Here is a 26,066-nt window from a genome sequence, read left to right as displayed (position 1 = left end):
GCGGTGCGCGTCGGGTTCTATCTCGCGCCGGGCCAGCCCGTCGAACGCGTGCTGCCGCTGATCGCGAAGGCGGCGGCGCGCGGCGGGCAGCGGATACTGGTTGTGGCGGAGGACGGCGCGCTGCTCGACCGGATCGGCGAAGCGCTGTGGGATCACGCGCCGCCCGAATTCCTCGCCAGCGGGCGCGCCGATGCGCCGCATGCCGCGCACCAGCCGGTGCTGCTCTCCACCGAATGCGCGGCGGCGAACGGCGCGCGGCTGGTGGCGCTGGCGGACGGCGCGTGGCGCGAGGAAGCCGATGGGTTCGATCGCGCGCTGCTGTTCTTCGGCGAAAGCGGCCGTGCGGCGGCACGCGACGTCTGGCGCCGTTTCGACGGGCGCGAGGATGTCGAACGAGAGTTCCACGAACTGGAGAACGGCAAATGGGTGCGCAAACGGTGAGACAGGTTCTAGTCTTGGTGGCGGTGCTGGCGCTGGCGGCGTGTGGTTCCGAGCGATCGGGCACGCAGGAGGTTGCTGCTGGCGATGCAAGCGAGGCAGGCGATGCCGTGACCGCCACGATCGAAACCGACGAGGGCACCGCGCGGATGCGATCGGGCGCGGATGTGCCGGTCGATCTGCCGCGGGGCTTCTCGATCTTTCCCGGCGCCGAGGTCGCCTCGAACACGGTGTTCGATCAGGCCGGCAGCAAGGGCGCGCTGCTGACCATGGAATCGGATGCGCCGGCGGCGGAGATGATCGCATTCTATCGCAGGCAGGCGGAAGCGGCGGGCATCGAGCTGGAACTGAACCTCGATACCGACACGATGCAGATGATCGGCGGCAAGTCGGCGGACGGATCGCCGTTCAGCTTCACTGCGACCAAGGGAGAAGGCGGAACGACCGGCCAGCTTATGGTCGGCGAGGCGTTCCGCTAGCGACGGGGCTTGCGGCGCGCGCGGCGCGGCGCTAGGTGCGCGCCCGCACGGACCTTCGTGTCTCCCCCGAGTTTCTAAGGAATATCCCATGGCGGTCACCCGCACCTTTTCGATCATCAAGCCCGATGCCACTCGCCGCAACCTGACCGGCGCGGTCATCAAGATGCTGGAAGAAGCCGGCCTGCGCGTCGTCGCCTCCAAGCGCATCCGCATGAGCAAGGACCAGGCCGAAGGCTTCTACGCCGTGCACAAGGAACGCCCCTTCTTCGGCGAACTGGTCGAATTCATGACCAGCGGCCCGGTGGTCGTGCAGGTGCTCGAAGGCGTCGACGCCGTGAAGCGCAACCGCGATGTGATGGGCGCGACCAACCCGGCCGATGCCGACGAAGGCACGATCCGCAAGACCTTCGCCGAAAGCATCGAAGCGAACACCGTCCACGGTTCGGACAGCGACGAGAACGCGAAGATCGAGATCGACTTCTTCTTCGACGAGGACGAGATCGTCGACTGATCGGATGCGATTCGTCGCCCGAAAATAACGATTAGACGCGACTCGACGGCGGGTGGTATGCGTGTTCGCGTATCGCCCGCCAGTCGCATTAAACGTGATCCGGCCGAGCCGGGGTGGTGCGGAAAGCGCACAATCGTGTTTCACTGGAATACACCGCAACCGATCCGGGTGGTGCAACGCTACCTCGCGGCGATGAACGCGCGCGACGCGGACAAAGTCGAATCGTTGCTGGCGGACGACATCCGCTTCGTCGACAGCCGCGGCGAATGGATCGACGGGCGCGAAAACGTCGCCACCGCCACGCGCCGCTTCTTCGATCTGGAAGCGAACTACGCGATGCACGACATGCAGATCGTGATGCACGATGGCGATGTGCTGCTGAAGGGCACGGCGTCGGCGGACGAGGAACGGCTGACGCACGACACGCTCTGGCGGGCACGGACCCGCAAGAACAAGATCGTCCACTGGCAGAGCTACGGCGAGGATTCGCCCGCGCTGGCGAGGATCTTGATGCCCGAGGCGGTGCGCGGGACCGAAGCGGCCTGACGTTCGCCGCCCGGCGGCTTAGCAAAATCTTCGAGCTGGCGCGCGTGATCGGCGTGCGGCGCGCCATGGGCACGGGCCATCTCGCGCGCCATCGCAGCTTCTGCCTCGCGATCCAGCGGCAGGTCGAGCGCGGCATAGAGCGCGGCGATCTCGGTGCGCCAGTCGGCGTCCAGCCGGGTGAAATCGATCCGTACCACACGACCGCCGAAGTCATCGAGAGCGGCTGCGATCCGCGCGGCGCGCAAGGCGATCTTGCGCCGCCATTCGGTCTCGATCGCGGGTAGATCGGCGGCATCGGACTGGATCGCCATCTGGTTGGCGACCAGCGAGATCGAGCTGCGCAGCGTCGCTTCGTCGCAGCGCTGCGAGACGACCACGCGCGCCTGTGGGAACCGTGCGAGCAGCGCGGGCAGGTCTTCCGCGAACTGCGGCACTTTCATCACGCGCGGGCGGTGCGCGTTGCCGCGATGCGCGGCATCGGTACGCAGGATGCGCGCGAACTCGCGGTATACGGGCGCCGGATCGCGTGCCTCGCTCCACGCGGTGAAGGCGGGCACGTGCCACTGTGCCTCGTAGGCGCAATGATCGAGCGCGGCGGCGAGCCAACCCAGTTCCTCGTCCGCGCGCGCGGCGCCGAACGGATGGATCGTATCGAGCCACGGATCGAGCCGCCGCGCCATCGCCAGCGCCAGCCCGCTCTTGAGTGGCCGCAGGTCGGGCCGGGCGGGGACGGGGTGCCAGCTATCGCAGAACCGCGTCGCGCAATGCGCCGGATCGGCCGCGAGCAGGCGGTGGACGCGGGTGGTGCCGCTGCGCATCTGCCCGACGACGAGGATCGGCGGAGCGAGCTCGGTTTCGAGCAGTTCGGGGCGGGCGCGCCACAGCCGCCCCAGCCCGAGCCGGTGGCGGATCGCGCGAACGAGTTGCCCGTGCGCGATGCAGAGACCGAGCGGGTTGAGCTGCGCCTCGTCCTCCAGCGACCGCGCGAGCATGTTCAGCCGCGCGCGAAAATCGGCCACGTCTGTCTCGCTGCGGCCACCCGCTTCGTCCAAGGAAGAAAAGCCGCGCGCCGCCTTCGCCCACAGCGCATCGGGATCGAGCGCTGGCCGCGACAGCCAGCCGCGCGCCCACCCGCTTGCCAGCCAGCCGTTGAGCCGGTCGACCAGCGGCGCCCGCGCGAGAGGGTGCGGGCGCGGCGGCATCAGAACTGGTCCGCCGCGTCCATCAGGCCGGTCAGCTTCTTGGGCGCGACCGCGCGCCAGCTACGCGAAAGCCAGTCCTCGATCGATTGCCAGTCGGTATCGCCGAGATCGAGCCGGATCCCGATCCACCCGTCGCCGAAATAGGCCGGGCGATAATAGCGCTCAGGATCGTTCTCGATCAGTTGCGCCTGCTCGTCTGCGCCATCGATCTTCGCGAGCAGCGCGGTCTTGCCGTCACCGTGATGGTCCATGCTGACCCAGGCGAACTTCTTGCCCTTCTCGATCCCGAAGCAGGGCATGCCGTGACTCAGCGTCTCTTCGGCATGGGGCAGTGCCATCGCACGCTCGCGTACCTGCGCCACAAGCCAATCGGGATCGAACGGGCGCGACACGTAGTCGGCCAGCACGCGCGGGTAGAGCTGGTGCTCGGCGAACTTCACCCGCTCGGCGAGCGTCTCGGCGGTGTCGCCCGGCGCGATCGCGACTTCGGCGCGGCCGAGAACTTCGCCCATGTCGAGATCGTCGGTGACGAGATGGACCGACGCGCCGCCGTGGCCGTCCCCCGCCGCGATCGCGCGCGCGTGGGTGTCGAGCCCCGGATACCTGGGCAGCAGCGAGGGATGAATGTTGAGCATCCGCCCCTGCCAATCGGCGACGAACGCGGGACCGAGCACGCGCATGTACCCGGCGAGCGCGATGTAATCGGCCTTAGCCTCCCGTGCCGCCGCATCCATCGCCGCATCGTGCTCGGCACGCTTCATGCCCTTGTGCGAGAGCGCGAAGGTCGCGACACCCTCCGCCTCGGCCAGCGCGAGCGCTCCCGCCGCCAGGTCGTTGCTCGCTACCAGCACGATTTCGTAGGCGGCACCCGGCAAACGGCTGGCATAGAGCAGCGCGGCCATGTTGGTCCCCGTGCCCGAAACGAGGACGGCGACGCGCGCCTTGTCAGGCAAGGTGCCGCGCCTCCCAGCGTTCTGTCGCGCCCCACGTCTCCGCCGATCCGCGCACGGTGCAGCCACGCTCGCCCGGCTCGATGCGGCCGACGCGCAGCACGGTTTCGCCCGCGCCTTCGAGGTCGCGCGCGAGCGAATCGGCTTCGGCCTCGTCCACTGCCAGCACCATGCCCACGCCGCAGTTGAAGGTACGCGCCATCTCGCCCGGTTCGATGTTTCCCTGCGTCTGGAGAAACGCCATCAGCTCGGGCTGCTTCCACGCATCGGCATCGACCACCGCGTGCGTGCCAGCGGGCAGGACGCGCGGGATGTTCTCCAGCAATCCCCCGCCCGTGATATGCGCCAGCGCCGCGATGCGCCCGGCGCGGATCGCGGGAAGCAGGCTCTTCACATAGATTCGGGTAGGCGCGATCAGCGCCTCGATCAGGGGGCGATCCGCGTCGAACGGGGCGGGGCGGTCCATCCGCCAGCCGAAATCCTCCGCCAGCCGCCGGACGAGCGAATAGCCGTTGGAATGGACGCCCGAAGACGCGAGGCCGAGCAGCACCTGACCGGGCGCCACCCTGTCCCCCGTCAATTGCTCGCCGCGCTCGACCGCTCCGACGCAGAAACCCGCGAGGTCGTAATCCCCGGCGGCATACATGCCCGGCATTTCCGCCGTCTCGCCGCCGATCAGTGCGCATCCGGCTTCGCGGCAGCCCTCCGCGATGCCCGCGATCACCCGCTCGGCGACGCCCGTTTCCAGCTTGCCGGTGGCGAAATAGTCGAGGAAGAACAGCGGCTCCGCACCCTGCACGATCAGGTCGTTCACGCACATCGCGACGAGGTCGATCCCGACGCTGTCGTGCCGGTCGTGGTCGATCGCGAGCTTGAGCTTGGTGCCCACGCCGTCGTTCGCGGCGACCAGCAGCGGATCGGAATAGCCCGCCGCCTTCGGATCGAAGAAGCCGCCGAAGCCGCCGATCTCGCCGTCCGCGCCGGGGCGTGCGGTCGCCTTCACCAGCGGCCCGATCGCCTTGACCAGCGCATTGCCGGCATCGATCGAGACGCCTGCCTGCTGATAGGTATAGCGCTCGGGCGGCGGGTTGTTGGTCGACATGGCGACACGCTTTAGTCATTCGCGCTTGGAATTCCACGTCCGTTTCGGCAAAAGGCCGCGAGTTTTCCCCGATGGCCCAGACCCTTTCGCTCCCCCGCCTTCCGCGCACGCCCCTGATCGCCCTCGCCGGCGCGCTGGCGCTCGCAGTGGGCGGCGCGGTGCTGTGGGCGCAGGTGGAGGGCGATCGCGGCATCGCTCCGGTCGCCAGCAGCAACGACATCAACGTGGGCGGGATCGAGGTCGACGTGACCGGCGACAGCGCCGACGATGCGCGCGAGAAGGGCTGGCGCGAGGCGCAGCGGCTGGCGTGGGAGAAGATCGGCGGGCCCGACATCCCCGACGGTCAGCTCCAGAGCCTCGTCGCCGCGGTAGTGATCGAGCACGAGAATATCGGCCCGCACCGCTACATCGCGCGGTTGGGCGTGATCTTCGATCGCAGCCGCGCGGGCGGGTTGCTCGGCGCGAGTGGTCGCGGACCCGGCTCCGCACCGATGCTGCTGGTGCCGGTGACGATGTCCGCCGGCACTGCGACGGTCTACGAGCAGCGCAACCCGTGGCAGCGCGCCTGGGCCGAATATCAGACCGGAGCGAGCCGGATAAACTACGTCCGGCCTTCGGGTGCGGGCGGCGATTCGCTATTCATCACCTACGGCCAGACGAGCCGCCGCAGCCGCCTGTGGTGGCGCAATGTGCTCGACCAGTTCGCCGCCTCCGACGTGCTCGTGCCGATCGCGGATCTCAGGTACATGTGGCCGGGCGGGCCGATCGAAGGGCAGTTCACCGCGCGCTACGGCCCCGACAACACCTACCTCGACGCATTCACGCTGACCGCGCAGGGCCCGGACCAGCTTCCGGCGATGCTCGACCAGGCGGTGCAGCGCTTCAACGTGATTTTCGAACGCGCGCTGGCGGCAGGAACGCTGCGGCCCGACCCGACGCTCGATCTCGGCACGGTGGAGGCCGACCCGGCGCTCCAGCGGCTGATCGAGCTGGGCCGCAGCGCGCAGGCGCAGGCACGCGCCGAAGCCGCCGCGCGTGAAGCCGCGCTGGCGGAGAGCGCGACCGTAAGCGAAGGCGAAGCGGCTACCGCGCCGGAACAGCCTGCCGCCGCTGCAGCGACCTATACGATCCAGTTCGCCAGCCCCGACGCCGGCGCGTTCGACGCGTCCATCGCCGGGGTGCGCGCGACGCCGGGCGTTCGCGGGGCCACGATCTCGAGCACGGCGATCGGCGGCAATTCGGTGATGTCGGTGGCGTTCGCAGGCAGCGCGGAGCAGCTGGCCGCGGCGCTTCGCGCGCGCGGCTTCACGGTCCGTCAGTCGGGCAATTCCATCGCCATCAGCCGCTAGGCGAAGGCCGCGCCGTGTCGCAGTTCGCCCTTCCGCTGGTTTCGCGGGGCAAGGACGATCCCGCGCGGATCGTGCTCGGCGCGGGCAATTCGCACGTAGCGGAGGCGTTGCGCGAGCCCGGGCGCTGGCCGTTCGGCACCGCAGTGCTCGTCGGTCCGCCGCGTTCGGGCAAGTCGCTGCTGGCGCGCTGGTTCGCCAACGCCGGGTCCGGCGCGGCGATCGACGGGGCCGATGCGCTCGACGAAACCGAGCTGTTCCATCGCTGGAATCGCGCGCAGGAAAGCGGCGAGCCGCTGCTGCTGGTCGCAGGTTCGCCGAGTTGGCAGATCACGCTGCCCGACCTGCGCAGCCGCGTCGGCGCGGCGCTCCACCTCGAGATCGGCACGCCGGGCGACGATCTCGTCGGCGGGCTGATCGAGAGCCACGCCGTGCAACGGGGCCTTGCGCTGGGCGAGGGTGCGCTTACCTACCTCGTGCCCCGAGCGGAGCGGAGCTACGCCGGAATCGAGCGGCTGGTCGCCGCGATCGACCGGCTGACGCTGGAGCGCAAGGCGCCGCCGACACTGTCGATCTGGCGCGATGCGCTGGAGGCTGTGCGGGGGCCCGAGCAGGGAAAGCTCGACTTGGGGCATGGTAACTAGGCCCGGCTTGCCTCGCCGGGCGACACGTGGGAAAAACGGGCCGATGTTCGAACGCCTCGCCGCCTATCTCGACTCGATCAGGGCCCGCGATCCGGCGCCGCGCTCGCGCTGGGAGATCCTGCTCTATCCGGGTGTTCTTGCGCTTGGCTTCCACCGTTTCGCGCATTGGCTGTTCGACGCACGGCTGTTCTTCCTCGCCCGGTTCGTCAACCACCTCTCGCGCTGGCTGACCGCGATCGACATCCATCCCGGCGCGAAGATCGGCCGCAACCTGTTCATCGACCACGGCTTTACGGTGATCGGCGAAACCGCCGAGATCGGCGACGACGTGACGATCTATCAATGCGTGACGCTGGGCGGCACGAACCCGACGAACGGGCAGGGCGGCAAGCGCCATCCCACGGTAGGCGACGGGGTCATCATCGGCTCTGGCGCACAGATCATCGGGCCGATCGTGCTCGGCGAACGCGCGCGCATCGGGGCGAACGCGGTAGTGACCGACGACGTGCCCGCCGGCGCGACGATGATCGGCCTCAAGGCGCGCTCCACGCTCGTTCCGGCGGAGGAATGGCTGCGCGAGTTCATCCCCTACGGTACGCCGTGCGACGAGCCGTGCGAGGAAATCGCCGCTGGCGGCGGCCGCCGGATCGAGCAGCTCGAAGCGCAGCTCGCCGCGCTGCGCGACGAGCTAGCGCAACTGCGCGCAGCGACTCCCTTGGAGCCGGTCAAGCGTAGCGGGACCGACAGCTGATGAGCGGCGGTGCGGGGGCCGGCGGGTTCCCCAACATCGTCCCTTTTCCGGGCCGCGCGCCGAACCAGATCGGCTTCGCGCGCGACGAACTGCAACGCATCCTCGACCTCTACGGACGCATGGTCGCGGCGGGCGAATGGCGCGATTACGCGATGGACTTCACGCGGGATGCGGCGGTCTTCGCCGCCTTCCGCCGTGCCTCCGAGCGCCCGCAGGCGCGGGTCGAGAAACGCCCCGCGCTGCGCAATCGGCAGGGCATGTGGGCGCTGTTCGGCGAACACGGCCAGGTGCTCAAGCGCGGGCACGAGCTCGCCGGGGTGCTCGCGCCGATGGAGCGGCGGCTGGTCCGGGCCGTGGGCGACTAGGGGCCTCCTTAAGGCTCCGGGCTGAGCCGTTCGAGTTCCGCGCTGTGCCCGCTCGAATTCAGGAACAGGCGGTCGCCATCCCATTCGAGCTTCGGCGCTGCCACCAGCAGGGCGGAAACGGCCTGCTCCTGTTCCCACACCGGGCCTTCGCAGAACATCTTGGTGCCCATCAGCGGGCCGGCGATGAGCCGCCCCTGCTCGATCCGCCAGTCGCCGCCCATTCCGTTGCACCCCACGCTCGCCGACAGGCGATCTTCGGCGAAGGTCAGCGTGGCCTTCTCGGGCACGGCTGGCGAGCCGCCGTCGATCGTCACGAAGCGCCACTGGCTCTCGGTCAGCCGCTCGGACGCCGCGGGATGGGCGACGCAGGCGGCGGTCAGCAGTGCGAGCGACAGGGCCAGCGCAATTCTCATGCGGCGCCTCGTGGGCGGCGGCGGCTGAGTGCCCGCTGAACGGATGTCAGCCGTTGAGCGTTGCCAGCACTTCGTATGCCAGCACCGCGCCCGCGACTGCGGCGTTGAGGCTGTCGGCGCGCCCGCGCATCGGCATCGTCACGCGCAGGTCGCATTCCGCTTCGTAGGCTTCGGGCAGCCCGCGCGATTCGTTGCCGACGAGCACGAAGCAGGGGCGCGCATAGGCGGCACCGCGATAGGGCACGGCATCGCGCAGGCTCGCCGCGACGAGCTGGCCGGGTCCGCCGCGCAGCCAAGGCAGGAAATCCTCCCACCGCGCCTGCGCGATCGCTTGCGTGAACACGGCCCCCATGCTGGCGCGCACCGCCTCCACGCCGAACGGATCGGCGCAGTCGTCGATCAGGATCAGCCCGCCCGCGCCGACCGCATCCCCGGTGCGCAGCATCGTGCCGAGATTGCCGGGGTCGCGCAGCGCCTGCGCGACCAGCCAGATCGGCGCGGCATCGCGGTCCAGCGCGGCGAGCGTGGTGTCGAACTCGGCGAAAACACCGGCGATCGCCTGCGGATTGTCCTTGCCGGTGATCTTCGCGAGGATTTCCGCGCTGGTCTCGACGATCTCGCCGCCGGCCGCGGCCACATCGCGTTCGAGCGCATCGACCAGCGGATGGGCCTCGCGGCCTTCAGCCATCACCAGCATGTCGGGCAGGCGGCCCGATTCGCGTGCTTCGGTCAGCAGGCGAAGTCCCTCCGCCAAGAACCGCTTCGCGCGGCGGCGATGCTTCTTGTCGCGCAGGCTGCGCAGAAACTTGACGGTGGGATTGGAAAAGCCCGTGATCCGGCGCCGCGACACGGGGGGCATCAGTCTTCGCCGAAGCCGTCGTCCACCAGCGCGCACAACTGTTCGAGCACGCGCCCGTCGCCATCACCCTTCACGATCACCTCGATCGAATCGCCCTTGGCCGCGCCGAGCATCATTAGGCCGAGGATCGAGCCGCCGGCCGCTTCGTGCCCATCCTTCGCCACCCGAACCTCGATATCGGGCGGGAGCTGGCTGACGACGTTGACGAACTTGGCGCTGGCGCGAGCGTGGAGGCCGCGGCTGTTGACGATGGTGACTTCGCGCCGCTCCATCAGCAGGCCTTCGCGTGCTGGCCGAGCAGCTCGGACGCGACGGTGATGTAGGTCTGCCCGGCATCGCGGGCGGCGCGCACCGCATCGCCCACCCCGGCGCTTTTGCGAACGCCCGACAGGCGGATCAGCATCGGCAGGTTGATGCCCGCGATCACTTCGACCCTGCCGGCCTCGAGGAGCGAGATCGCGAGGTTCGACGGGGTGCCGCCGAACAGGTCGGTCAGGATGACCACGCCGCTGCCGTCGTCGACCTGCTTGATCGCGCGGGCGATTTCCTTGCGCCGCTGCTCCATGTCGTCGTTGGGGCCGATGCATACGGTCGCGATCGCTTCCTGCGCCCCGACGACATGCTCCATCGCGTGAACGAATTCCTCGGCCAGGCGGCCGTGGGTGACCAAGATCATGCCGATCATGCGAGGAGGCTTCTGCCGGATTTCGAGAAAAGGAGCATGCGAACCGTGGCCAGGGACCGTTGCGGAGGGCGTTTCATCATTGCGGGCCTTCGATTTCGTCGGCCGCACGCGAGCCCAGATTGCGGTGAATGATCGTGGGCGAAAATCCCGCCTCGTGCAAGGCCGTTGCGAACTTCTGCGCGACGTAGACCGAACGGTGACGGCCGCCGGTGCACCCGAAGGCGATGCTGACATAGCTCTTGCCTTGTGCCTCGTAGCGCGGGAGCAAGGTGAGCACGAGGTCGCGAATCTGCGTGAATGCGGGGGTGAAGCCCGGATCGCGCTCGATATGCTCGCCCACCGGGGCGTCGAGCCCGGTCTGTTCGCGCAATTCCGGCACCCAGTGCGGATTGTCGAGGAAGCGCATGTCGAATACGAGATCGGCGAGCGGGGGCGTGCCGCGAGCGAAGCCGAAGCTGGAGACGATGACCGCCATTTCCTCCGGTGCGCTGTCGGCGAACTGCGCGCGGACCGCCTGTTGCAGGTCGTTGCTGGAGAATTCGGTGGTGTCGACGACCGCGTCGGCCCAGCGACGCAGCGGCTCCAGCAGTTCGCGCTCGGCCAGGATGCCGGTGCGCACAGGGCGATCGGCCGCCATCGGGTGGCGGCGGCGGGTTTCGTTGTAGCGGCGTTCCAGCTCGCCGCTGCCACAGTCGAGGAACAGCGTGGTGACGACCAGATCGTCGCGTCGGGCCAGTTCCTTCACCTTGGCGATGATCTCGTGCGGGACGAAGCCGCGGGTGCGCGAATCGAACCCGATCGCCAGCGGCGGACGCGGCCCTTCCTGATTCGCGCCGCCGATCAGTCGGCCGAGCAGACGGATGGGGAAATTGTCGATCGCTTCCCACCCGAGATCCTCGAGCACGCGCAACGCGGTGGTCTTGCCCGCGCCCGAAAGACCGGTGACGAGCAGGACGTGCTGGCGATGGTCGGGCGAATCGTCGGCCATGGCGCGCCGGTGTGCGCGCTCATGTGCCGGTTGGGAAGGGATCAGGCGGTCGCCGTCCCCGAAAGGGGCAACCCGTGGGCGGCGAGCGCGAGCTCGGCTCGGAAGGCCGCCGGCGCGATGCCCGGATCGAACGCGAGCCACGGGATCGGCGCGCCGGCGATGTCCTGCTCGGCGGCGTGTTCGATAAAGCGCGGCGCGGCGGGATCGAGCACGAGGCGTAGCGCGACCCGCGCTTCGGCGACGGGGAAGCGCAGCAGGCCTATGTTGCGCACTTCGGCGAGGCCCGCGGTGTTCGGCGGGGGCAGTGCCCAGAGCTGCCCGTCGCGTACCTCCAGCGTCACGCCGTCGTCGCCCACCAGCATCGCGCCGCGATCGATTAGCGCAAGCGCAAGGCCGCTCTTGCCCGCGCCTGGCGGTCCCTCGATCAGCAGCCCCCGGCCGCCGATCGCGACGCAAGTTGCCTGCCGAACCGTCACCGGTGCGAGGCCGATGCGGGCGGCAAGGCGAGCACCATGCATGCGCCCGAGCGGCCATCCTCGCGCTCGCGCGCCTCGAGCGAGCCGTCGTGCGCCTCGGCGATCGTGCGCGCGATCGCGAGGCCGAGCCCGCTGTGATTACCGAAAGCCTCGGCATCGGGGCGGTCGGAATGGAATCGCTGAAATACCTTTTCGCGCGCATCCTCCGGAATTCCCGGCCCTTCGTCGCACACCGACAGCGTCACGCGGTCGTCGTCGTGCGCGATTGCCACCGCGATCAGGCCGCCGGCGGGTGAAAACGAGACCGCGTTGTCGAGCAGGTTCTCGATCACGCGCTCGAGCCGCAACGGCACGCCCATTATCCGCGCGCCGCCCATCGGGCGGGTCAGTTCGATCGCACGGCCATCGTTTTCGGACCGGTCGTCGCGCGCGGTGATGATCGCTGCGGCGAGGTCGCCGAGGTCGAGATTCTCGAAGGTCGTGCGCGAGATTTCCGCGTCGACCCGGCTGGCGTCGGAGATTTCGGTCACCAGCCGGTCGATGCGGCGAATGTCGTGCGCCGCGATGTCGATCAGCTGCGCGCGCAGCTCGGGATCCTCCACCCGGGCGAGCGACTCGATCGCGCTGCGCAGGGAAGCGAGCGGGTTCTTGATCTCGTGCGCGACGTCGGCGGCGAAATGTTCGACCGCGTCGATCCGCTGGCGCAGCGCGTTGGTCATGTCGGAGACCGCGCGGGCAAGCGCGCCGATCTCGTCGCGCCGCTGCGGCAGGCGGGGCACCTCTACCTCGCGTTCGCGGCCAAGCCGCACGCGCATCGCCGCGCGCGCCAGCGCCTGCAACGGCCGTACGATCGTGCGGGCGAGATAGAGCGAGAGGAAGATCGAACCGAGCAGCGCGAAGAACACCGCCATCCCCAACGTCGAGCGCGCCTCGCGAACCTTGTCGGTGATGTCCACCGCGTTGCGGGTGGTCAGCAGCGTAGCCCCGTTGAGACCGACCGGCGCGGCGGCGTTGATCACCGGGGTGCCGTCGGGCGCATCGCGCAACTGGATCTGCGACAGACCTTCGGCGCGGGCGCGCGCGAGTTCGGGCCACGAATCGGCGATCGGCTGATCGGGTTCGATATAGTCGGGGATCGGGTCCGCGCCGACGATCGTGTTGACCCAGCGGTCGAGCAGGCGCGCGAATTCCACCGAGAAGGCATCGTCGCCGACGTCGTCGAACTCGAACGCCGGGCCGTCGAGAGCGAAGCTGTCGGCCCACAGCAGGCCTTCGGCGTCGAACATCCGAAGCCGCATCTTCTGCTCCTTGCCGATCTGGATCAGCAGCGCCTCCTGTCGCGTGCGCGAGGCCCCGGCGAGCGCCTCGGCGGTGATCTGCGCCTCGATCCGGGCGAGCTTGTAGCGTTCCGACAGGAGCTGGTTGCGGTAGGTGTCGAGATAGAAGATGCCGCCGCCCAGCAGCGCCAGCGGCAGCAGGTTGACCGCGAGGATGCGGACCGTGAGCGAGACCCGGCGCGACCAGCTGAGCCGGTCGATGCCCGCATCCAGCCGGTCGCGAAAACCCGTGTCAGCCATCGCTGAAGCTGTAGCCGGCGCCGTAAAGCGTCTCGATCGCGATGAAATCGGAATCGATCGCGCGAAACTTGCGCCGCATGCGCTTGATGTGGCTGTCGACCGTCCGGTCGTCGACGAAGACGTCGTCGGGATAGGCCGCGTCCATCAGGGCGTTGCGTGACTTGATGACGCCGGGACGCGCGGCGAGCGCTTCGAGCAGCAGGAACTCGGTCACCGTAAGCGACACCTGCTTGCCGTCCCAGGTCACATGGTGGCGCGCCGGGTCCATCAGCAGTCGTCCGCGCACCAGCGGCTCGCCCGGCTCGTCGCCGTTCGCCGCGGGCCGTGCCGCGCCTTCCTTGCGGAATTCGGTCCGCCGCAGGATCGCGCGGATGCGTGCCAGCAGCAGGCGCAGGCTGAACGGCTTGGCGATATAATCGTCCGCACCCAGTTCGAGCCCGGCTTCTTCGTCCTGTTCGTCATCCTTGCTGGTGAGAAAGATCACCGGCAATTCCGAATGACGGCGGAGCCGGTTGAGCAATTCCATCCCGTCCATGCGCGGCATTTTGATGTCGAACACGGCGAGGTCGGGCGGGCTTTCCAGCAGCGCCTTCAGCGCCGTTTCGCCATCCGAATAGAGCCGCGTGGCGTAGCCTTCGGCCTGGAGCGCGATCGACACGGTGGTGAGGATATTGCGGTCGTCGTCGACCAGCGCGATTACCTGTTCGCCGCCCGCGTTCCCGCGCTCCGTCTCGGCCATGTCGCCTCCGCTGCCAGCCATCTGCAAGTTGCCGCAGGGGGTTAGACGGTTCCATGGCGCGAGACAACGCGGTGCGGCAGGACAGCGTTTGACGCAGCGGCGCGGCGCGATTATGCGCGCAGATGCATTCCGTGCATTCGTATGCGAGCGAATCGCCGAAGCCCCTTGCGGGGCCGTTCGGCGCGATCAGGAGATTGAAGTGACCACGCTGTCCTACCCGCTTTCGAGCCAGGGTATCGAAACCCGCGCCACGATCCACGCGAACCTGTCATCGGCCGAATTGACCGAAGCCGCGCTGGCGAACGGCGAGGGCCGCCGCGCCAAGCATGGGCCGCTGGTGGTGGAGACGGGCAAGCACACGGGGCGCAGCGCGAAGGACAAGTTCATCGTCCGCGACGCCGAGACCGAAAACACCGTGTGGTGGGACAACAACGCCTCGATGACGCCCGAACATTTCGCAGCGCTCAAGGGGGATTTCATGGCCGCGCTGTCGGACAAGGACACGCTCTATGTCGCCGACCTGTTCGGCGGCTCGCAACCCGAATATCGCGCCAACGTGCGCGTCGTGAACGAACTCGCCTGGCACAACCAGTTCATCCGCACGCTGCTGGTGCGGCCCACGGCGGCGGAACTCGAAGGCTTCGTGCCCGAGTACACGATCGTCGACCTGCCCAGCTTCCGCGCCGATCCCGCGCGCCACGGCTGCCGCAGCGAGACTGTGATCGCGGTCAACCTGTCGGAAAAGCTGATCCTGATCGGCGGCACCAAATACGCCGGCGAGATGAAGAAGAGCGTGTTCGGCATCCTCAACTACCTGCTTCCGCCCAAGGGCGTGATGCCGATGCATTGCAGCGCCAACATCGGCGAGGACGGCAAGAGCGCGGTGTTCTTCGGCCTCTCGGGCACCGGCAAGACGACGCTGTCGGCCGACGCCAGCCGCACGCTGATCGGCGACGACGAGCACGGCTGGTCGGACACCGCGGTCTTCAACTTCGAAGGCGGCTGCTACGCCAAGATGATCCGTCTCGATCCGCAAGCCGAGCCTGAAATCTACGCGACCACGAAGATGGAAGGCACCGTGCTCGAGAACGTGGTGATGGACGATAGCGGCGAGATCGATCTCGACGACAACTCCCTCGCGGAGAACACGCGCGGCGCCTATCCGCTCAGCTCGATCCCCAACACGTCGGCCGAAAACATGGGCCCGCCGCCCAGCAACGTCATCATGCTCACCGCCGACGCCTTCGGTGTGCTGCCTCCGATCGCGCGGCTGACGCCCGATCAGGCGATGTACCACTTCCTTTCGGGCTACACCGCCAAGGTCGCCGGCACCGAGATCGGCGTGACCGAGCCCGAGGCGACCTTCAGCACCTGCTTCGGCGCGCCGTTCATGCCGCGCCATCCCAGTGTCTACGGCAATCTGCTGAAGGAACGGATCGCCAAGGGACAGGTCCAGTGCTGGCTGGTCAACACCGGCTGGACCGGGGGCAAGTACGGCACCGGCAGCCGCATGCCGATCAAGGCGACCCGCGCGCTGCTCAACGCCGCGCTCGACGGCAGTCTGAACGAAGCCGAATTCCGCAAGGACCCGAACTTCGGGTTCGAGGTTCCCGTGTCCGTCCCCGGTGTCGACGACGGGATCCTCGATCCGCGTTCGACCTGGGCCGACAAGGACGAATACGACCGCACCGCGAACAGACTGGTGCAACTTTTCATCGACAACTTCGCGCCGTTCGCCGATCACGTCGACCAGGGGGTGCGCGACGCCGCGCCTGAAACTCCCGTCGCCGCCTGACGCGCATTTCACCGGTTTCACGGTTGGAGAGGAGAGCCCCCGCCCGGGAAACCGGAGCGGGGGCCATTCGTTTGTAAGACCAAGCGGCCGCGATGGCCGGCCAGTCAGGAGAAACGATCATGGCCCTTTTCGACAAGCTGCTCGGCGCGGCGCACAATCATCCCACGGTCAAGAACATGGCCGACAAGCTCGGCATCGATTCGGCCGACGCCGAAAAGGCAATCGCCGCCTTGGGTGAAGCGCATCACGAACCCGGCGACACCGTCGGCCTCGCGTCCGAAAAGACCGGCCTCGATACCGGCACGCTGCAGCAGATCGTCGAACAGATCGGCGGCGAGGGCTCGCTTGCCCGCTTCTCCCAGATCCTCGATCAGGACCACGACGGCAACCCGTTCGACGACGTGGCCGGTTTCGCGGGCAAGTTGTTCGGAAAGAATTGATCGAACTGACCGGACGATGCGTTGTTCAGGCGTATCGCGGTCAAACCGACGGTTCGCTACTCTCCGGTTCGGTCGGGCTATCGTCCGAACCCTCTCCATCCTCGGAAGTGGACGCATCGGGATCGTCGGAAAGCGTTTCGGGATCCGGTTCCCGCCATGCACGACTGTTCGAAAAGCGCGTACCTTCGTCGACCGTTTTCATCGCCTCGATCATATTGCGGGCTTCTTCCGCCAAACCTCCGCCGTGCGGATTAGTGGCCAGCGACTCCAGATAACTCGTCGCCAGGGCGATCTTTCCCTCGCTCGCTAGCATGTTGGCGGCATTCATTGTCAGTCCCTGATCGAACGGTGCTAATATCGATGCGCGCTCCAGTGCGTGACGGGCGTTTTCGTTTGGCTCTTCGCCGCGCTCCGTGAAGCTGCGATAATAGAATATCAGCGGCAGCGGATGATCGTTCTCCAGCGCGTTGAGTTTCTGGAAAGGTTCCATCGCTGCGGCATAAGCGGCATCGATCTCGTCTTCTTCGGCGTCGAAAGCGATGCGAAACAGAGATAGGCCCTTTTGCACGTAGGCGTTCTTGGTTGTGGGATTAATCGCGATGGCGCGGTCGGCGGCGGCGATGGCCTCCGCATCGTTTCCAGCGTCATGCTCGGCCTCGGCCAGCACGGCCAGCACATCGGCATCGTTCGGATAGCGAGCCGCCACTTCGCGCACGTCGGGCAGCAGTTCCAGCGCCTGTTCGCGATCGACGCCGCGTTGGGACCGGATACGTAGCGGCATGGCCTCGTCCATCCCCTCGCTCACGCGACGGACGGTTATCTCGCCAGTCTCGAAGGTTCCGGGCTTAAAATCGAAGGTCGTCATTCTCCGCTTGCGCAAGTAGCGGTCAAGATCGCGTTCCAGCTCGTCCAGATCGCCGAAAGCGCTTTCCGCAGCGGCGCGCGGTGGCATCCCTTGGGTGATGGCGGTGGCGTATCGCGAAAGCTGGTCGGATCGCTCCTCATCGAACCTCAAGTAATGATACAGCGCCCATGACCGCCCGTAGAACGCGTCGTAGCGGCGCCCACGATTTTCTTCGTAGAGTTCGTGGTCCAATAATTCTTCCACGCTCACGTCCTTTGCGTAGGCCAACTCGCCCGCGCGGTGATAGGCGGGGCGCCCGATTTGCAGTGAGCCGTCGCGCGCGAAACGGCTTGATGCGAAGAATTCCGCCGCGCCTTCGTTCAGCCAGCGCGGCATCGCGTGCCGCTGGCTCGACATCAGGAAATGGTGGGCATATTCGTGGAGCAGCACGATGAAGGAGAACGGCGTTTCCCGGCTCGAAGTGCGGACATCGGGCACGAACGCGCGCGAGCCGCCGGCACGCGGGAGGTAAAAGCCGGCGACGTTGTCAGCGCCGTCACCCAGCAATCGTCGAATTTCCCGCTCGTTTCCGACGGCAAAAATTGTAACCCGGTTCGAGGGGCTCGGCACCGCGACCTCTTGCCCGGTCAGCAGACTCATCGCTGCATGATACCGCTCGAGCAGTTCGGCGAACTCGCGCACGTCTTTCTCGCTATCGTCGGCATAGACCACGAAGTGCTGTGACTGTGCTTCATGCCAGTCGGCTGACACCGGCGAAGCGAAAGTGAGCAATGCTGAAGCTGCTGCGAAGTATCTCGCCATCATCAATCGTCCCCCTTACGAATTGATTCGCACCAACGTAGCATACCGCTTGATATTGGCCACGTAAGCTTACGGTAACTGGGTGAGCGGTGGGAGCTTCGCCAAACCACCCTTTCAATCGCAACCGAAATGCTCCATCGTCGTTAAGGACTGGAAGCGACAGGAGATTTCCGTGCCCCAGCCCAACGCGGCTCGCTGCGCCGATCCGGCGGCGAGCCTTTCCGATCAGTTTCGCCGCACGCGAACGCTCACTGAAGCGCTGGCAGCGCCGCTGTCGGATGCCGACGCGACGTTGCAGTCGATGGAGGACGCATCCCCCGCCAAGTGGCACCTCGCGCACACCACCTGGTTTTGGGAAACCTTCCTTCTGCGCGATCACCGGCCCGGTTATCGCCTCTATCGCGAGGATTGGCCGTTCCTGTTCAATTCGTATTACGAGGCGGAGGGCGAGCGGATCGCCCGGTTCGACCGCGGCCTGCTTTCGCGCCCCACGGTGGACGAGATCCGCGAATGGCGCGGCCATGTCGATGCCGCGATGGAAGACGTGCTCGACGATCCCGATTGCGCCGCGCTGATCGCGCTCGGCGTCGCGCACGAGCAGCAGCATCAGGAATTGCTGCTGACCGATATCAAGCACGCGCTGTTTCAGAATCCGCTGGGCCCGGCGATGTGGGATGGCTCGAGTTCGGGTTCGCATGACGGGCCAGCGACCGATAGCTGGCACACCCATCCCGGCGGGATCGCGCTCGTCGGGCATGACGGCGCGGGTTTCGCCTTCGACAACGAGGGGCCGCGCCACCGGGTGCTGCTCGAGCCGTTCGCGCTCGCGGACCGTCTCGTCACAAATGCCGAGTGGGATGCGTTCATCGCCGACGGCGGCTACCGCGAAGCGCGGCTGTGGCTGTCGGACGGTTGGGCATGGGTGAAGGAGTACCGCATCGACGCTCCGCTCTACTGGCGAGACGCAGAGCAGTTCACCCATGGCGGCTGGCAGGAACGCGACCCGCAAGCGCCCGTCACGCACATCTCCTATTTCGAGGCCGATGCCTTCGCGACGTGGGCCGAATCACGCCTGCCGACCGAATTCGAGTGGGAAGCGGTCGCGCGCGGCCAGCACGGCGAAAGCGCGCCGTCGCACGATCCCGCCGGCGGCAACCAGCTCGACGACGCTGCACCGCCGCTTCCCATCGGCAGCGAAGGCCTGTTCGGCGATTGCTGGCAGTTCACCCGATCGGGCTACCTGCCGTACCCGCGCTTCGCCCCGTGCGAGGGCGCTGTGGGCGAGTACAACGGCAAGTTCATGTCCGGCCAGTTCGTGCTCAAGGGTGCGAGCTGTGCCACGCCGCGCGGCCATTCGCGCGCCAGCTACCGCAATTTCTTCTATCCGCACCAGCGCTGGCAATTCACCGGCCTGCGGCTCGCAAAGGATATCTGATGGCTTCAGGGGAGGGGATCGCACTCGTCGATCGCGACGAGCAGGGGGTCGATCGCGCGTTTCGCGCCGATGTATTGGAGGGCCTGCGCCAGCCGCAGAAAGCGATCCCCGCGCGCTGGCTGTACGACGATGCCGGATCGCAACTGTTCGAGGATATCACGCAGGTCGAGGAATATTATCCGACCCGTGCCGAAACCGAGATACTGCGCACGCGAGGGGGCGAGTTCGCGGATGCGATCGGGCCGGGTCGCGCGGTGGTGGAATTCGGCAGCGGCAGCTCGGTCAAGACTCCACTGCTGCTCGAGGCGATCGAGCCGGCGGCCTACGTCCCGCTCGACATCGCGGGCGATTTCCTGCGCGCGGCGGCAGAAGACCTCTCGGCCAAATTCCCCGGCCTGCCGGTCCATCCGGTGGAGGCGGATTTCATGCGCGAGGTGGCGTTGCCCGATGCGGCCGCCGCCACGCCCAAGCTCGGCTTCTTCCCCGGTTCGACGATCGGCAACATGGTTCCGCGCACGGCGGTCGACCTGCTGCGCACGATGCGCGCCACGCTGGGCGCAGGCTCGATGCTGCTGATCGGGATGGACCTCATCAAGGACCCTGCGGTGCTGGAGGCCGCCTACGACGATGCCGCGGGGGTGACGGCCGAATTCAACCTCAATCTCGCGCGGCGCATCAACCGCGAACTCGGCGGGACGATTCCGGTGGACAAACTACGGCACATCGCGCGCTGGAACGACGATTTCGCGCGGATAGAGATGCATCTGGAAGCGCAGACGGACATGCGCTTCGAAGTCGCGGGCGAGAGCTTCGCGCTCGCTAAGGGCGAGACGATCCATACCGAAAACAGCCACAAGTTCTCGCGCCGCAGTTCCAACGCGCTGCTGCTCGCGGGCGAATGGACGCCGGTGAAGCGGTGGAAGGATGCCGAAGGTCGCTTCTCGCTGATCCTGGCGGAAGCGACGATCGCGCGAAGCGCACCCTGAAGCGGGTTGCGCATCGGTCATGGAAGCGCAAGCCGACAGCGCCTATATCGGCAGCGTGGATTTCGACCCCTTCTTCACTGCCGTCGCTGGAGTGATCGCGGAAGTTCCGCGCTCGGGCCTGCTCATAGCCACCGTGGCGGCGCTGCTGGCCGGCTGGATCGGCTCGGTCATGGCGCGGCGCAGCGTGCCGTTCGGGCTGTTCGTGCGCCGGGTGAGCACGCTGGCGCTGGTCGGCATTCTCGTCATGCTGGTGCTCCAGCTTTCGCGCTTCGATCCGCGGATCGAACTGGCGGTGCCCGAACTCGGCCTGCCCGAACAAGTGGTGGAGGGGGGCGAAACGCGCATTCCGCTCGCGCCGGACGGGCACTTCTGGCTGCGCGCGCAAGTCAACGGAGAGCCGGTCGCGTTCATGGTCGATACCGGCGCGACGCTGACCGCGGTGTCCGCGCAAGTCGCCGGTCGCATCGGGCTGGAACCGCGCACCGGCGGCGTGCCCGTGCGGCTCAGCACGGCGAACGGCACGATCTCGGCCGATATCACCACGATCGACGAGATGCGCTTCGGCAACGTCGCCGCGCGCGGGCTTGATGCTGTTATCGCGCCGGGGCTGGGTGAAACCAGCGTGGTGGGCATGAACCTGCTTTCGCGCCTGCAATCGTGGCGGGTGGAGGACAACACGCTGATCCTCGTGCCGCACAACCCGCAAGCGGAAGTGGAGTGGTCGCAGTAGTGCCTACTGGCGGAACAGTTCGACCAGCATGACCGCGCCTATCGCCAGCAGCAGCACCGAGAGCCAGCGCCAGTGTGCCATGCCTTGCCACATGCCCGAAAGCGCGCGCGACAGGCGCAGCACGCGTTCGCGGTCGCGCGCTATGCGCAACGAGTAGATCGCCGCGCCGGACACGGAAAGGCCGGTCAGCGCCAGCCCGAATAGGAACCACACCGCCTTGGTCCAGTATCCGCCGAAATCGCCGAAATGCAGCGGGTCGGCCATTTCGGAAATACGCTGGTGGAGGTTCAGGTCGCGCCCGTCGCTCTTCAGCAAGACTTGCGCCGTGCGGGTATCGACCCAGACCGCATTGGCGCGGGGGCGGACGAGAAGGGCTTCGAAATCGCCGTGGAGTTGCAGCAGGGGGTTATCCGGCCCCGGCAGTACTACGCGCTCCACTCGGAGGCCGGGATAGGCTGCCAGCGCCGCATCGAACGAGCGCGCGAGATCGGCGCGGACCGGACCGGGCGTGAATGGGGCAGCAATGTCGGCTTGGGGCGCGGGCGGTGCATCGCCGCCCAGGCTCTCGACGAAATACCACACGCTGGTCAGCGCGATCAGTGCCACGAACCACAGCGACCAGACCCCGGCGAGCCGATGAAAATCGCCCCACCAAGTGCGCGCATCGCGGCGGCGCAGGGGCTTGGCGAAGCCGCGCCACCATTTCTTGTAGACCACGAACGAGGAAACGAGGCTCACCAGCAGGAGGAAGGCGAGCGAGGAGACGATCGGCACGCCGATCGAAGTCGGCAGGTTGAGATGCCGATGCATGTTGCGCAGCACTCGCGCCGCATCGACCCACGGCCCCTCGCCCTGGATCGCGCCGGTGGCCGGGTGCGCGTGAAGGAAGCCCAGCGATCCGTCAGCGTGCTCGATCGTCACCCGCGCGGCGAAGGCCGATGCGGTCGGCGCGTCGATCGCGGTGGCCCGCGCGACACCGGGATATCGCGCGGCGTTCCGGGCGATCTCCGCCCAAGCGACCGGTCCCTCGACCGTGGAGGGGGAGACGCGCAGGCTCGGCTGGAGCAGCCAGTCGATCTCCGCGCTCACCACCGCCAGCGTGCCGGTCAGCAGCACAAAGGTCATGAACAGGCTCAGTTTCAGGCCGACCCATTGGTGAACAGTCCACCAATTGCGCGCAGCCTTGGGCACGCGCTTCGTGCGGGGCTGACGACTGCCGTCGATCTCGCGCGCCAGTTCCATCAGAACCGGTATCCGACCTCCACGAAGGCAGAGCGCGGCTCACCCGGAAAATGGCCGGTGCGCTCGATAAAGCCGGAAGCGGCATAAGTCTTGTCGAACAGGTTGTCGATGCGCACCATCGCGCGGATCGGGCCGGTTTCGTAGATCAGCGAAGCATCGAAAACCATGTAGGGATCGACCCGCTGCCCGTCGATGCTGAGGCGGCTGGAAACGTAATCGCCGCCCACCGCCGCGGCGAGGCCAAGCGCGGGGAACTGGTAGCGGGTCCAGAATCCCGCCTGATGCTCGGGCGCGTTGGCGAACCGGTTTCCAATCGCGTTCGAGAAGCCGCCGCCGCCGTTGTCGCCGGTGATGCGTGTGTCGTTGTAGCCGTAGGCGACCGTCACCACCCAGTCCGGCGTGATGTCGGCGGCGATGTCGAACTCGATACCCTTGCTGGTGATCTCGCCGATCGCGAGAAGATCCTCGACCCCGTCGCCACCGGCATCGCCCGCCGGGTCGATCTGCAGGATGTTGGTTCGCTTGATTTGATAGGCGGACAGCGACGATTGCACGCGTCCGCCCATCAGCGCGGTTTTGATGCCGCCTTCGAAGATGTCGCCGGAAGTGGGTGCGAACGGCCCACCGGCAAGCGGGTTTTGCGAACTCGCGCTTTGGGGCTCGAAGCTCGTTGCATACTGGCCGAAAGCGGAAATCTCGTCGGTCACGCGGTAGACCGCGCCTGCGCGATAGGTCGTCTCGTCGTCCTCGAAAACCGTGCCGTCCACATCGTCGCGGAAGCTGTCGCGGCGCACACCGCCGGTGAGGATCAGGCGCCCGATGGTCAGCTCGTCGAGCAGGTAAAAGCCGGTGCGCGTACCGTCGGTCAGCGTGACGTTGAACGGCCCCTGGTTATAGGTTGCCGGATCGGATTGCCCGTATTGCGGATCGAACAGGCTCAGCGGATTCGGCAAGCCCGGCGTCACCGCGGTCGTCCCCCGCAGCGAACGGCCCTGGAAATACTGGTCCGATATGAAATGATCTAATCCGGCGAGCACGCGGTTGCCGACGCTGCCGGAAAGTTGTGCGGACCAGACGGCGTTGGCACCGAACGACCATGTATCCTGCGTACGCATTTGGTCGCGGAATTCGCGGATCGTCGCGTCAATCGTGCCGTCGCCGTCCGAATCGAACAGCCCCCGCGGCTCGTGATAGTTCTGGACCTCGGTCGCGGTGTTGTAACGGGCCGTGGCGTCGAGTGAGAGCTCGTCCAGCGGCTCGGCCTCCAGCCGCATCTGGAAGACATCGGATTGCAGGTTCAGGAAATCGCCCGGTTCGTTGTGGTTCCAGCGGCGGTCGGTCAGGAACTCGCCATCGTCGCCGGTCGGCACGCCGCGCAGGCGATTGGCGTCCAGTTCCTGGTCATAGCGGGTCGCCTGGATGTCGAGGCGGATCGGCCCCGGATCGAACGAGACCCCGCCATCGATAATCAATGTGCGCGACGCGGCGTTGAATCGAAAAGTCCCGCGATCTTCGTAGAACACGCCGCCGCGCGCGGCGAAACCGCGGCCCAGCGGCGCGTTGACCTCCGCCGAGCCGCCCCAGCGATCCTCCGTCCCACCGATGGCCTTTACGCGGCCCTCGAACGCGTCGTCCCGCGCTTTCTTCGTGATGTAATTGAACACGCCGCCCGGCGCGCCTGGCCCATAGAGCATCCCCGCCGGACCCTTGAGGAACTCGACCCGCTCGATATTGAACAATTGCGGCACCGAGAAACCGGCGTAGGGGTCGCCGCGCAGCCCATCGTAGAAGATTTCCTCCTGCCGGAAGCCGCGGGCGGTAACCCCGGCGTAGCTGAAGAAACTGACGCCTGAGATGTTGCGATAAAGATCCTGCGCGTCGCGCGCGCCCTGATCCTCGATCAACTGCTCGGTGATCGTGGTGATGACGAGGCTGGATTCGAGCGGCGCGGTGGGCAGCTTGCCCGATGTGGTTTCCTCCACGCGATAGAGCTTCTGCGCCCGGCCCGTTACGACGATCGTATTCTCGTCGGCGATCGCGGCTTGCTCTTCCTCGCTCACGGCTTCCTCGTTCGGAATATCCTGTGCGAATGCGGAGGCGGGCAGGCAAATACTGGTGAACAGCGCGAAATTCATCTGGCGGGCGGTTTTCGGAAGCACGATCATCCCCTGATTGCGGATCTTTCGCAGGTGCGGCTAAGCCTCTCGCTAGTGCAAATCAATCGCAAATTAGGCGGGCCGACATTTGATTGAGAGCGGCCACGGCGGGTGGGGTTGCGCGCCAGCGGGAAGGGACGATAAGCGCGGGGCCATCGACGAGCCCTGACCGCCAGTGGAGAAGACCGATCGCCGATCTGTGGACGATGCCGACGTTCAATGTTCATCCATCGCTGGAGATGCCGCTGGGTCTCACCATCCTGCTCCTCGTCGCCACCATCGCGAACTGGGTAGCAAAACGTGTAGTGCTGCGCGTGGTCGACAAGGTGCTGGAGCGCACCACGTTCGACGACAACATGCCCTCGATCCCGCTGATCGCCGGGCGGCTCGCCAACGCGGTGCCCGCGATCATCATTGGCGCTGGGGTGGCCGTAGTGCCCAATCTTCCCCCGGCGGTAGAGATACTGGTCGCGACGCTGGCGAGCGCGTTCGTCATTCTCACCGTCGCGCGGGCGATCAGCGCCGCGCTCGATGCGGCGAACGAGGCTTACGTCCAGCGGCCCGATGCTGCCCGCCACCCGATCAAGGGCTATCTCCAGGTCGGCAAGATCGTCGTCTACTGCGCAGCGGCGATCCTGATTGTTTCCGCGCTGATCGGGCAATCGCCGCTCTTGCTCCTGTCCGGACTGGGCGCGCTCGCGGCAGTGCTGATGCTGGTGTTCAAGGATACGATCCTGTCGCTGGTGGCATCGGTCCAGATCACCTCGAACGATATTGTGCGGGTGGGCGACTGGGTAACGATGCCGCAATACGATGCCGATGGCGACGTGATCGATATCGCGCTGCACACGGTCAAGATCCAGAACTTCGACAAGACCATCACCACCGTCCCGACTTACAAGATGATCGCCGAGCCGTTCCAGAACTGGCGCGGGATGCAGGAATCGGGCGGGCGCCGGATCAAGCGCGCGCTGATGATCGACCAGAATTCGGTGCGCTTTCTGAGCGAAGCGGAGATAGGCGAGAGCGCCCGTTTTTCGTTGCTGAAGGACTATCTAGCGGCGCGCGGGCGCGACATCGCCGATTTCAACGCCGGGCTGCCCGAAGGGCGCAGCGAGGTCGATCTGCGGCGGATGACAAACCTCGGCGTGTTCCGCGCCTATCTGGTCGCCTATCTCGCCTGGCATCCGCGGATTTCCGACACGATGACGCAATTGGTGCGGCAGCTGCCGCCCAGCGCCGAGGGGCTGCCGATCGAGGTCTACTGCTTCACCGAAACGGTCGACTGGGGCGAATACGAGGCGATCCAGGCGGACGTGTTCGACCATCTGCTGGCGGTGCTGCACGAATTCGGCCTGCGCCTGTTCCAGCAGCCGACCGGTAGCGATTTCGACCGGGCGCTACGCCCCGCCACCTGAGCGCACCGTCTCGCCGATAGGAAGAAACCGCATCGTGCGGCGCTCGCCAATGGCCTAGCTCGCGAGTGGGTTTTGTGGAATAGAGCGCTCGATGACAGCGTTTCGGCAATCCCGGCGGGTAGGGCAA

Annotated in this window: 28 protein-coding genes; 14 read left to right on the top strand and 14 right to left on the bottom strand. The window is 66.9% G+C overall.

What is annotated here, in order from left to right; translation table 11 throughout:
- The first annotated feature begins 3 nt into the window (after nt 1-3).
- From ACE3QC_RS05520 to ACE3QC_RS05505, 4 genes are all read left to right on the top strand, one after another.
- Entirely contained in the window at nt 4-441 is a 438-nt protein-coding gene (locus ACE3QC_RS05520; RefSeq protein WP_374406100.1) for a DNA polymerase III subunit chi, read from the top strand.
- Nucleotides 438-917 carry a hypothetical protein gene (locus ACE3QC_RS05515; RefSeq protein WP_374406099.1) on the top strand — a complete coding sequence of 160 codons (480 nt, stop codon included), beginning with the start codon at nt 438-440 and terminating at the stop codon, nt 915-917. The genes ACE3QC_RS05520 and ACE3QC_RS05515 overlap by 4 nt, the downstream gene beginning before the upstream one ends.
- Before the next feature lie 88 nt (nt 918-1,005).
- Nucleotides 1,006-1,428, top strand: a complete 423-nt coding sequence (gene ndk / locus ACE3QC_RS05510; protein WP_374406098.1) for a nucleoside-diphosphate kinase — start codon at nt 1,006-1,008, stop codon at nt 1,426-1,428.
- 135 nt (nt 1,429-1,563) lie between these two features.
- The gene (locus ACE3QC_RS05505; RefSeq protein WP_374406097.1) at nt 1,564-1,974 is read left to right on the top strand and encodes a nuclear transport factor 2 family protein; all 411 of its coding nucleotides are present in this window, start codon (nt 1,564-1,566) and stop codon (nt 1,972-1,974) included.
- Here the strand turns inward: ACE3QC_RS05505 and ACE3QC_RS05500 are convergent.
- The 3 genes from ACE3QC_RS05500 to purM are packed head-to-tail and all read right to left on the bottom strand — an operon-like array spanning nt 1,902 to nt 5,228.
- Entirely contained in the window at nt 1,902-3,176 is a 1,275-nt protein-coding gene (locus tag ACE3QC_RS05500; RefSeq protein WP_374406096.1) for a sulfotransferase, read from the bottom strand. The genes ACE3QC_RS05505 and ACE3QC_RS05500 overlap by 73 nt on opposite strands.
- A complete protein-coding gene (gene purN, locus ACE3QC_RS05495; RefSeq protein ID WP_374406095.1) occupies nt 3,176-4,129 on the bottom strand; it encodes a phosphoribosylglycinamide formyltransferase in 954 nt (317 codons plus the stop codon). Before purN ends, ACE3QC_RS05500 begins: the two co-directional genes overlap by 1 nt.
- On the bottom strand, nt 4,122-5,228 hold the full coding sequence (gene purM, locus ACE3QC_RS05490; protein WP_374406094.1) for a phosphoribosylformylglycinamidine cyclo-ligase: 1,107 nt from the start codon (nt 5,226-5,228) through the stop codon (nt 4,122-4,124). The genes purN and purM overlap by 8 nt, the downstream gene beginning before the upstream one ends.
- A 71-nt stretch (nt 5,229-5,299) precedes the next feature.
- Between purM and ACE3QC_RS05485 the strand changes: the two genes are divergently transcribed.
- Genes ACE3QC_RS05485 through ACE3QC_RS05470 form a run of 4 tightly spaced genes read left to right on the top strand, consistent with a single transcriptional unit; the run spans nt 5,300 to nt 8,334 of the window.
- Complete coding sequence (locus ACE3QC_RS05485) at nt 5,300-6,577, top strand: heavy-metal-associated domain-containing protein (protein ID WP_374406093.1); 1,278 nt, start codon at nt 5,300-5,302, stop codon at nt 6,575-6,577.
- 14 nt (nt 6,578-6,591) lie between these two features.
- Complete coding sequence (locus ACE3QC_RS05480) at nt 6,592-7,218, top strand: ATPase (protein ID WP_374406092.1); 627 nt, start codon at nt 6,592-6,594, stop codon at nt 7,216-7,218.
- Between the two features lie 43 nt (nt 7,219-7,261).
- Nucleotides 7,262-7,969, top strand: coding sequence for a serine O-acetyltransferase EpsC (gene epsC / locus ACE3QC_RS05475; protein ID WP_374406091.1), 708 nt, complete (start codon nt 7,262-7,264; stop codon nt 7,967-7,969).
- Complete coding sequence (locus tag ACE3QC_RS05470; protein ID WP_374406090.1) at nt 7,969-8,334, top strand: DUF2794 domain-containing protein; 366 nt, start codon at nt 7,969-7,971, stop codon at nt 8,332-8,334. Before epsC ends, ACE3QC_RS05470 begins: the two co-directional genes overlap by 1 nt.
- Before the next feature lie 8 nt (nt 8,335-8,342).
- Here the strand turns inward: ACE3QC_RS05470 and ACE3QC_RS05465 are convergent, their stop codons facing one another.
- From ACE3QC_RS05465 to ACE3QC_RS05430, 8 genes are all read right to left on the bottom strand, one after another.
- Nucleotides 8,343-8,747: an META domain-containing protein gene (locus ACE3QC_RS05465; RefSeq protein ID WP_374406089.1), complete on the bottom strand. Its 405-nt coding sequence runs from the start codon at nt 8,745-8,747 to the stop codon at nt 8,343-8,345.
- A gap of 46 nt (nt 8,748-8,793) precedes the next feature.
- Nucleotides 8,794-9,606 (bottom strand): TrmH family RNA methyltransferase, encoded by an 813-nt coding sequence (locus ACE3QC_RS05460; protein WP_374406088.1) that lies wholly within the window; start codon nt 9,604-9,606, stop codon nt 8,794-8,796.
- Complete coding sequence (locus tag ACE3QC_RS05455; protein WP_374406087.1) at nt 9,606-9,878, bottom strand: HPr family phosphocarrier protein; 273 nt, start codon at nt 9,876-9,878, stop codon at nt 9,606-9,608. Before ACE3QC_RS05455 ends, ACE3QC_RS05460 begins: the two co-directional genes overlap by 1 nt.
- Complete coding sequence (locus ACE3QC_RS05450; protein ID WP_374406086.1) at nt 9,878-10,291, bottom strand: PTS sugar transporter subunit IIA; 414 nt, start codon at nt 10,289-10,291, stop codon at nt 9,878-9,880. Before ACE3QC_RS05450 ends, ACE3QC_RS05455 begins: the two co-directional genes overlap by 1 nt.
- A gap of 76 nt (nt 10,292-10,367) precedes the next feature.
- Complete coding sequence (gene rapZ, locus ACE3QC_RS05445; protein ID WP_374406085.1) at nt 10,368-11,279, bottom strand: RNase adapter RapZ; 912 nt, start codon at nt 11,277-11,279, stop codon at nt 10,368-10,370.
- 41 nt (nt 11,280-11,320) lie between these two features.
- The gene (locus tag ACE3QC_RS05440; protein WP_374406084.1) at nt 11,321-11,755 is read right to left on the bottom strand and encodes an HPr kinase/phosphorylase; all 435 of its coding nucleotides are present in this window, start codon (nt 11,753-11,755) and stop codon (nt 11,321-11,323) included.
- A complete protein-coding gene (locus ACE3QC_RS05435) occupies nt 11,752-13,332 on the bottom strand; it encodes an ATP-binding protein (protein ID WP_374406083.1) in 1,581 nt (526 codons plus the stop codon). The genes ACE3QC_RS05440 and ACE3QC_RS05435 overlap by 4 nt, the downstream gene beginning before the upstream one ends.
- The gene (locus tag ACE3QC_RS05430; RefSeq protein ID WP_374406082.1) at nt 13,325-14,071 is read right to left on the bottom strand and encodes a response regulator transcription factor; all 747 of its coding nucleotides are present in this window, start codon (nt 14,069-14,071) and stop codon (nt 13,325-13,327) included. Before ACE3QC_RS05430 ends, ACE3QC_RS05435 begins: the two co-directional genes overlap by 8 nt.
- Before the next feature lie 199 nt (nt 14,072-14,270).
- Between ACE3QC_RS05430 and ACE3QC_RS05425 the strand changes: the two genes are divergently transcribed.
- Nucleotides 14,271-15,866: a phosphoenolpyruvate carboxykinase gene (locus ACE3QC_RS05425; protein WP_374406081.1), complete on the top strand. Its 1,596-nt coding sequence runs from the start codon at nt 14,271-14,273 to the stop codon at nt 15,864-15,866.
- Between the two features lie 119 nt (nt 15,867-15,985).
- Nucleotides 15,986-16,306, top strand: coding sequence for a hypothetical protein (locus ACE3QC_RS05420; protein WP_374406080.1), 321 nt, complete (start codon nt 15,986-15,988; stop codon nt 16,304-16,306).
- A 40-nt stretch (nt 16,307-16,346) separates the two neighbouring features.
- Here ACE3QC_RS05420 and ACE3QC_RS05415 read toward each other — a convergent pair whose 3' ends face one another.
- Nucleotides 16,347-17,972, bottom strand: coding sequence for a DUF1570 domain-containing protein (locus ACE3QC_RS05415; RefSeq protein ID WP_374406079.1), 1,626 nt, complete (start codon nt 17,970-17,972; stop codon nt 16,347-16,349).
- A gap of 172 nt (nt 17,973-18,144) precedes the next feature.
- Here ACE3QC_RS05415 and egtB point away from each other — a divergent pair, with 172 nt between their 5' ends.
- From egtB to ACE3QC_RS05400, 3 genes are read left to right on the top strand one after another with little or no spacing between them, the layout of a single operon-like run.
- On the top strand, nt 18,145-19,407 hold the full coding sequence (gene egtB / locus ACE3QC_RS05410) for an ergothioneine biosynthesis protein EgtB (protein ID WP_374406078.1): 1,263 nt from the start codon (nt 18,145-18,147) through the stop codon (nt 19,405-19,407).
- Nucleotides 19,407-20,393: an L-histidine N(alpha)-methyltransferase gene (gene egtD / locus ACE3QC_RS05405; RefSeq protein WP_374406077.1), complete on the top strand. Its 987-nt coding sequence runs from the start codon at nt 19,407-19,409 to the stop codon at nt 20,391-20,393. Before egtB ends, egtD begins: the two co-directional genes overlap by 1 nt.
- A 19-nt stretch (nt 20,394-20,412) precedes the next feature.
- Nucleotides 20,413-21,123, top strand: a complete 711-nt coding sequence (locus ACE3QC_RS05400; RefSeq protein ID WP_374406076.1) for a TIGR02281 family clan AA aspartic protease — start codon at nt 20,413-20,415, stop codon at nt 21,121-21,123.
- 3 nt (nt 21,124-21,126) lie between these two features.
- Here the strand turns inward: ACE3QC_RS05400 and ACE3QC_RS05395 are convergent, their stop codons facing one another.
- Complete coding sequence (locus ACE3QC_RS05395) at nt 21,127-22,365, bottom strand: PepSY-associated TM helix domain-containing protein (RefSeq protein WP_374406075.1); 1,239 nt, start codon at nt 22,363-22,365, stop codon at nt 21,127-21,129.
- Nucleotides 22,365-24,524 carry a TonB-dependent siderophore receptor gene (locus ACE3QC_RS05390; protein WP_374406074.1) on the bottom strand — a complete coding sequence of 720 codons (2,160 nt, stop codon included), beginning with the start codon at nt 24,522-24,524 and terminating at the stop codon, nt 22,365-22,367. The genes ACE3QC_RS05395 and ACE3QC_RS05390 overlap by 1 nt, the downstream gene beginning before the upstream one ends.
- Before the next feature lie 203 nt (nt 24,525-24,727).
- Between ACE3QC_RS05390 and ACE3QC_RS05385 the strand changes: the two genes are divergently transcribed.
- On the top strand, nt 24,728-25,939 hold the full coding sequence (locus ACE3QC_RS05385; RefSeq protein ID WP_374406073.1) for a mechanosensitive ion channel family protein: 1,212 nt from the start codon (nt 24,728-24,730) through the stop codon (nt 25,937-25,939).
- The last annotated feature ends 127 nt before the right edge of the window (nt 25,940-26,066 follow it).

Source organism: Pelagerythrobacter sp., assembly GCF_041912895.1.
Lineage (GTDB): Bacteria > Pseudomonadota > Alphaproteobacteria > Sphingomonadales > Sphingomonadaceae > Pelagerythrobacter.
This window is presented reverse-complemented; position numbering and strand designations above follow the sequence as displayed.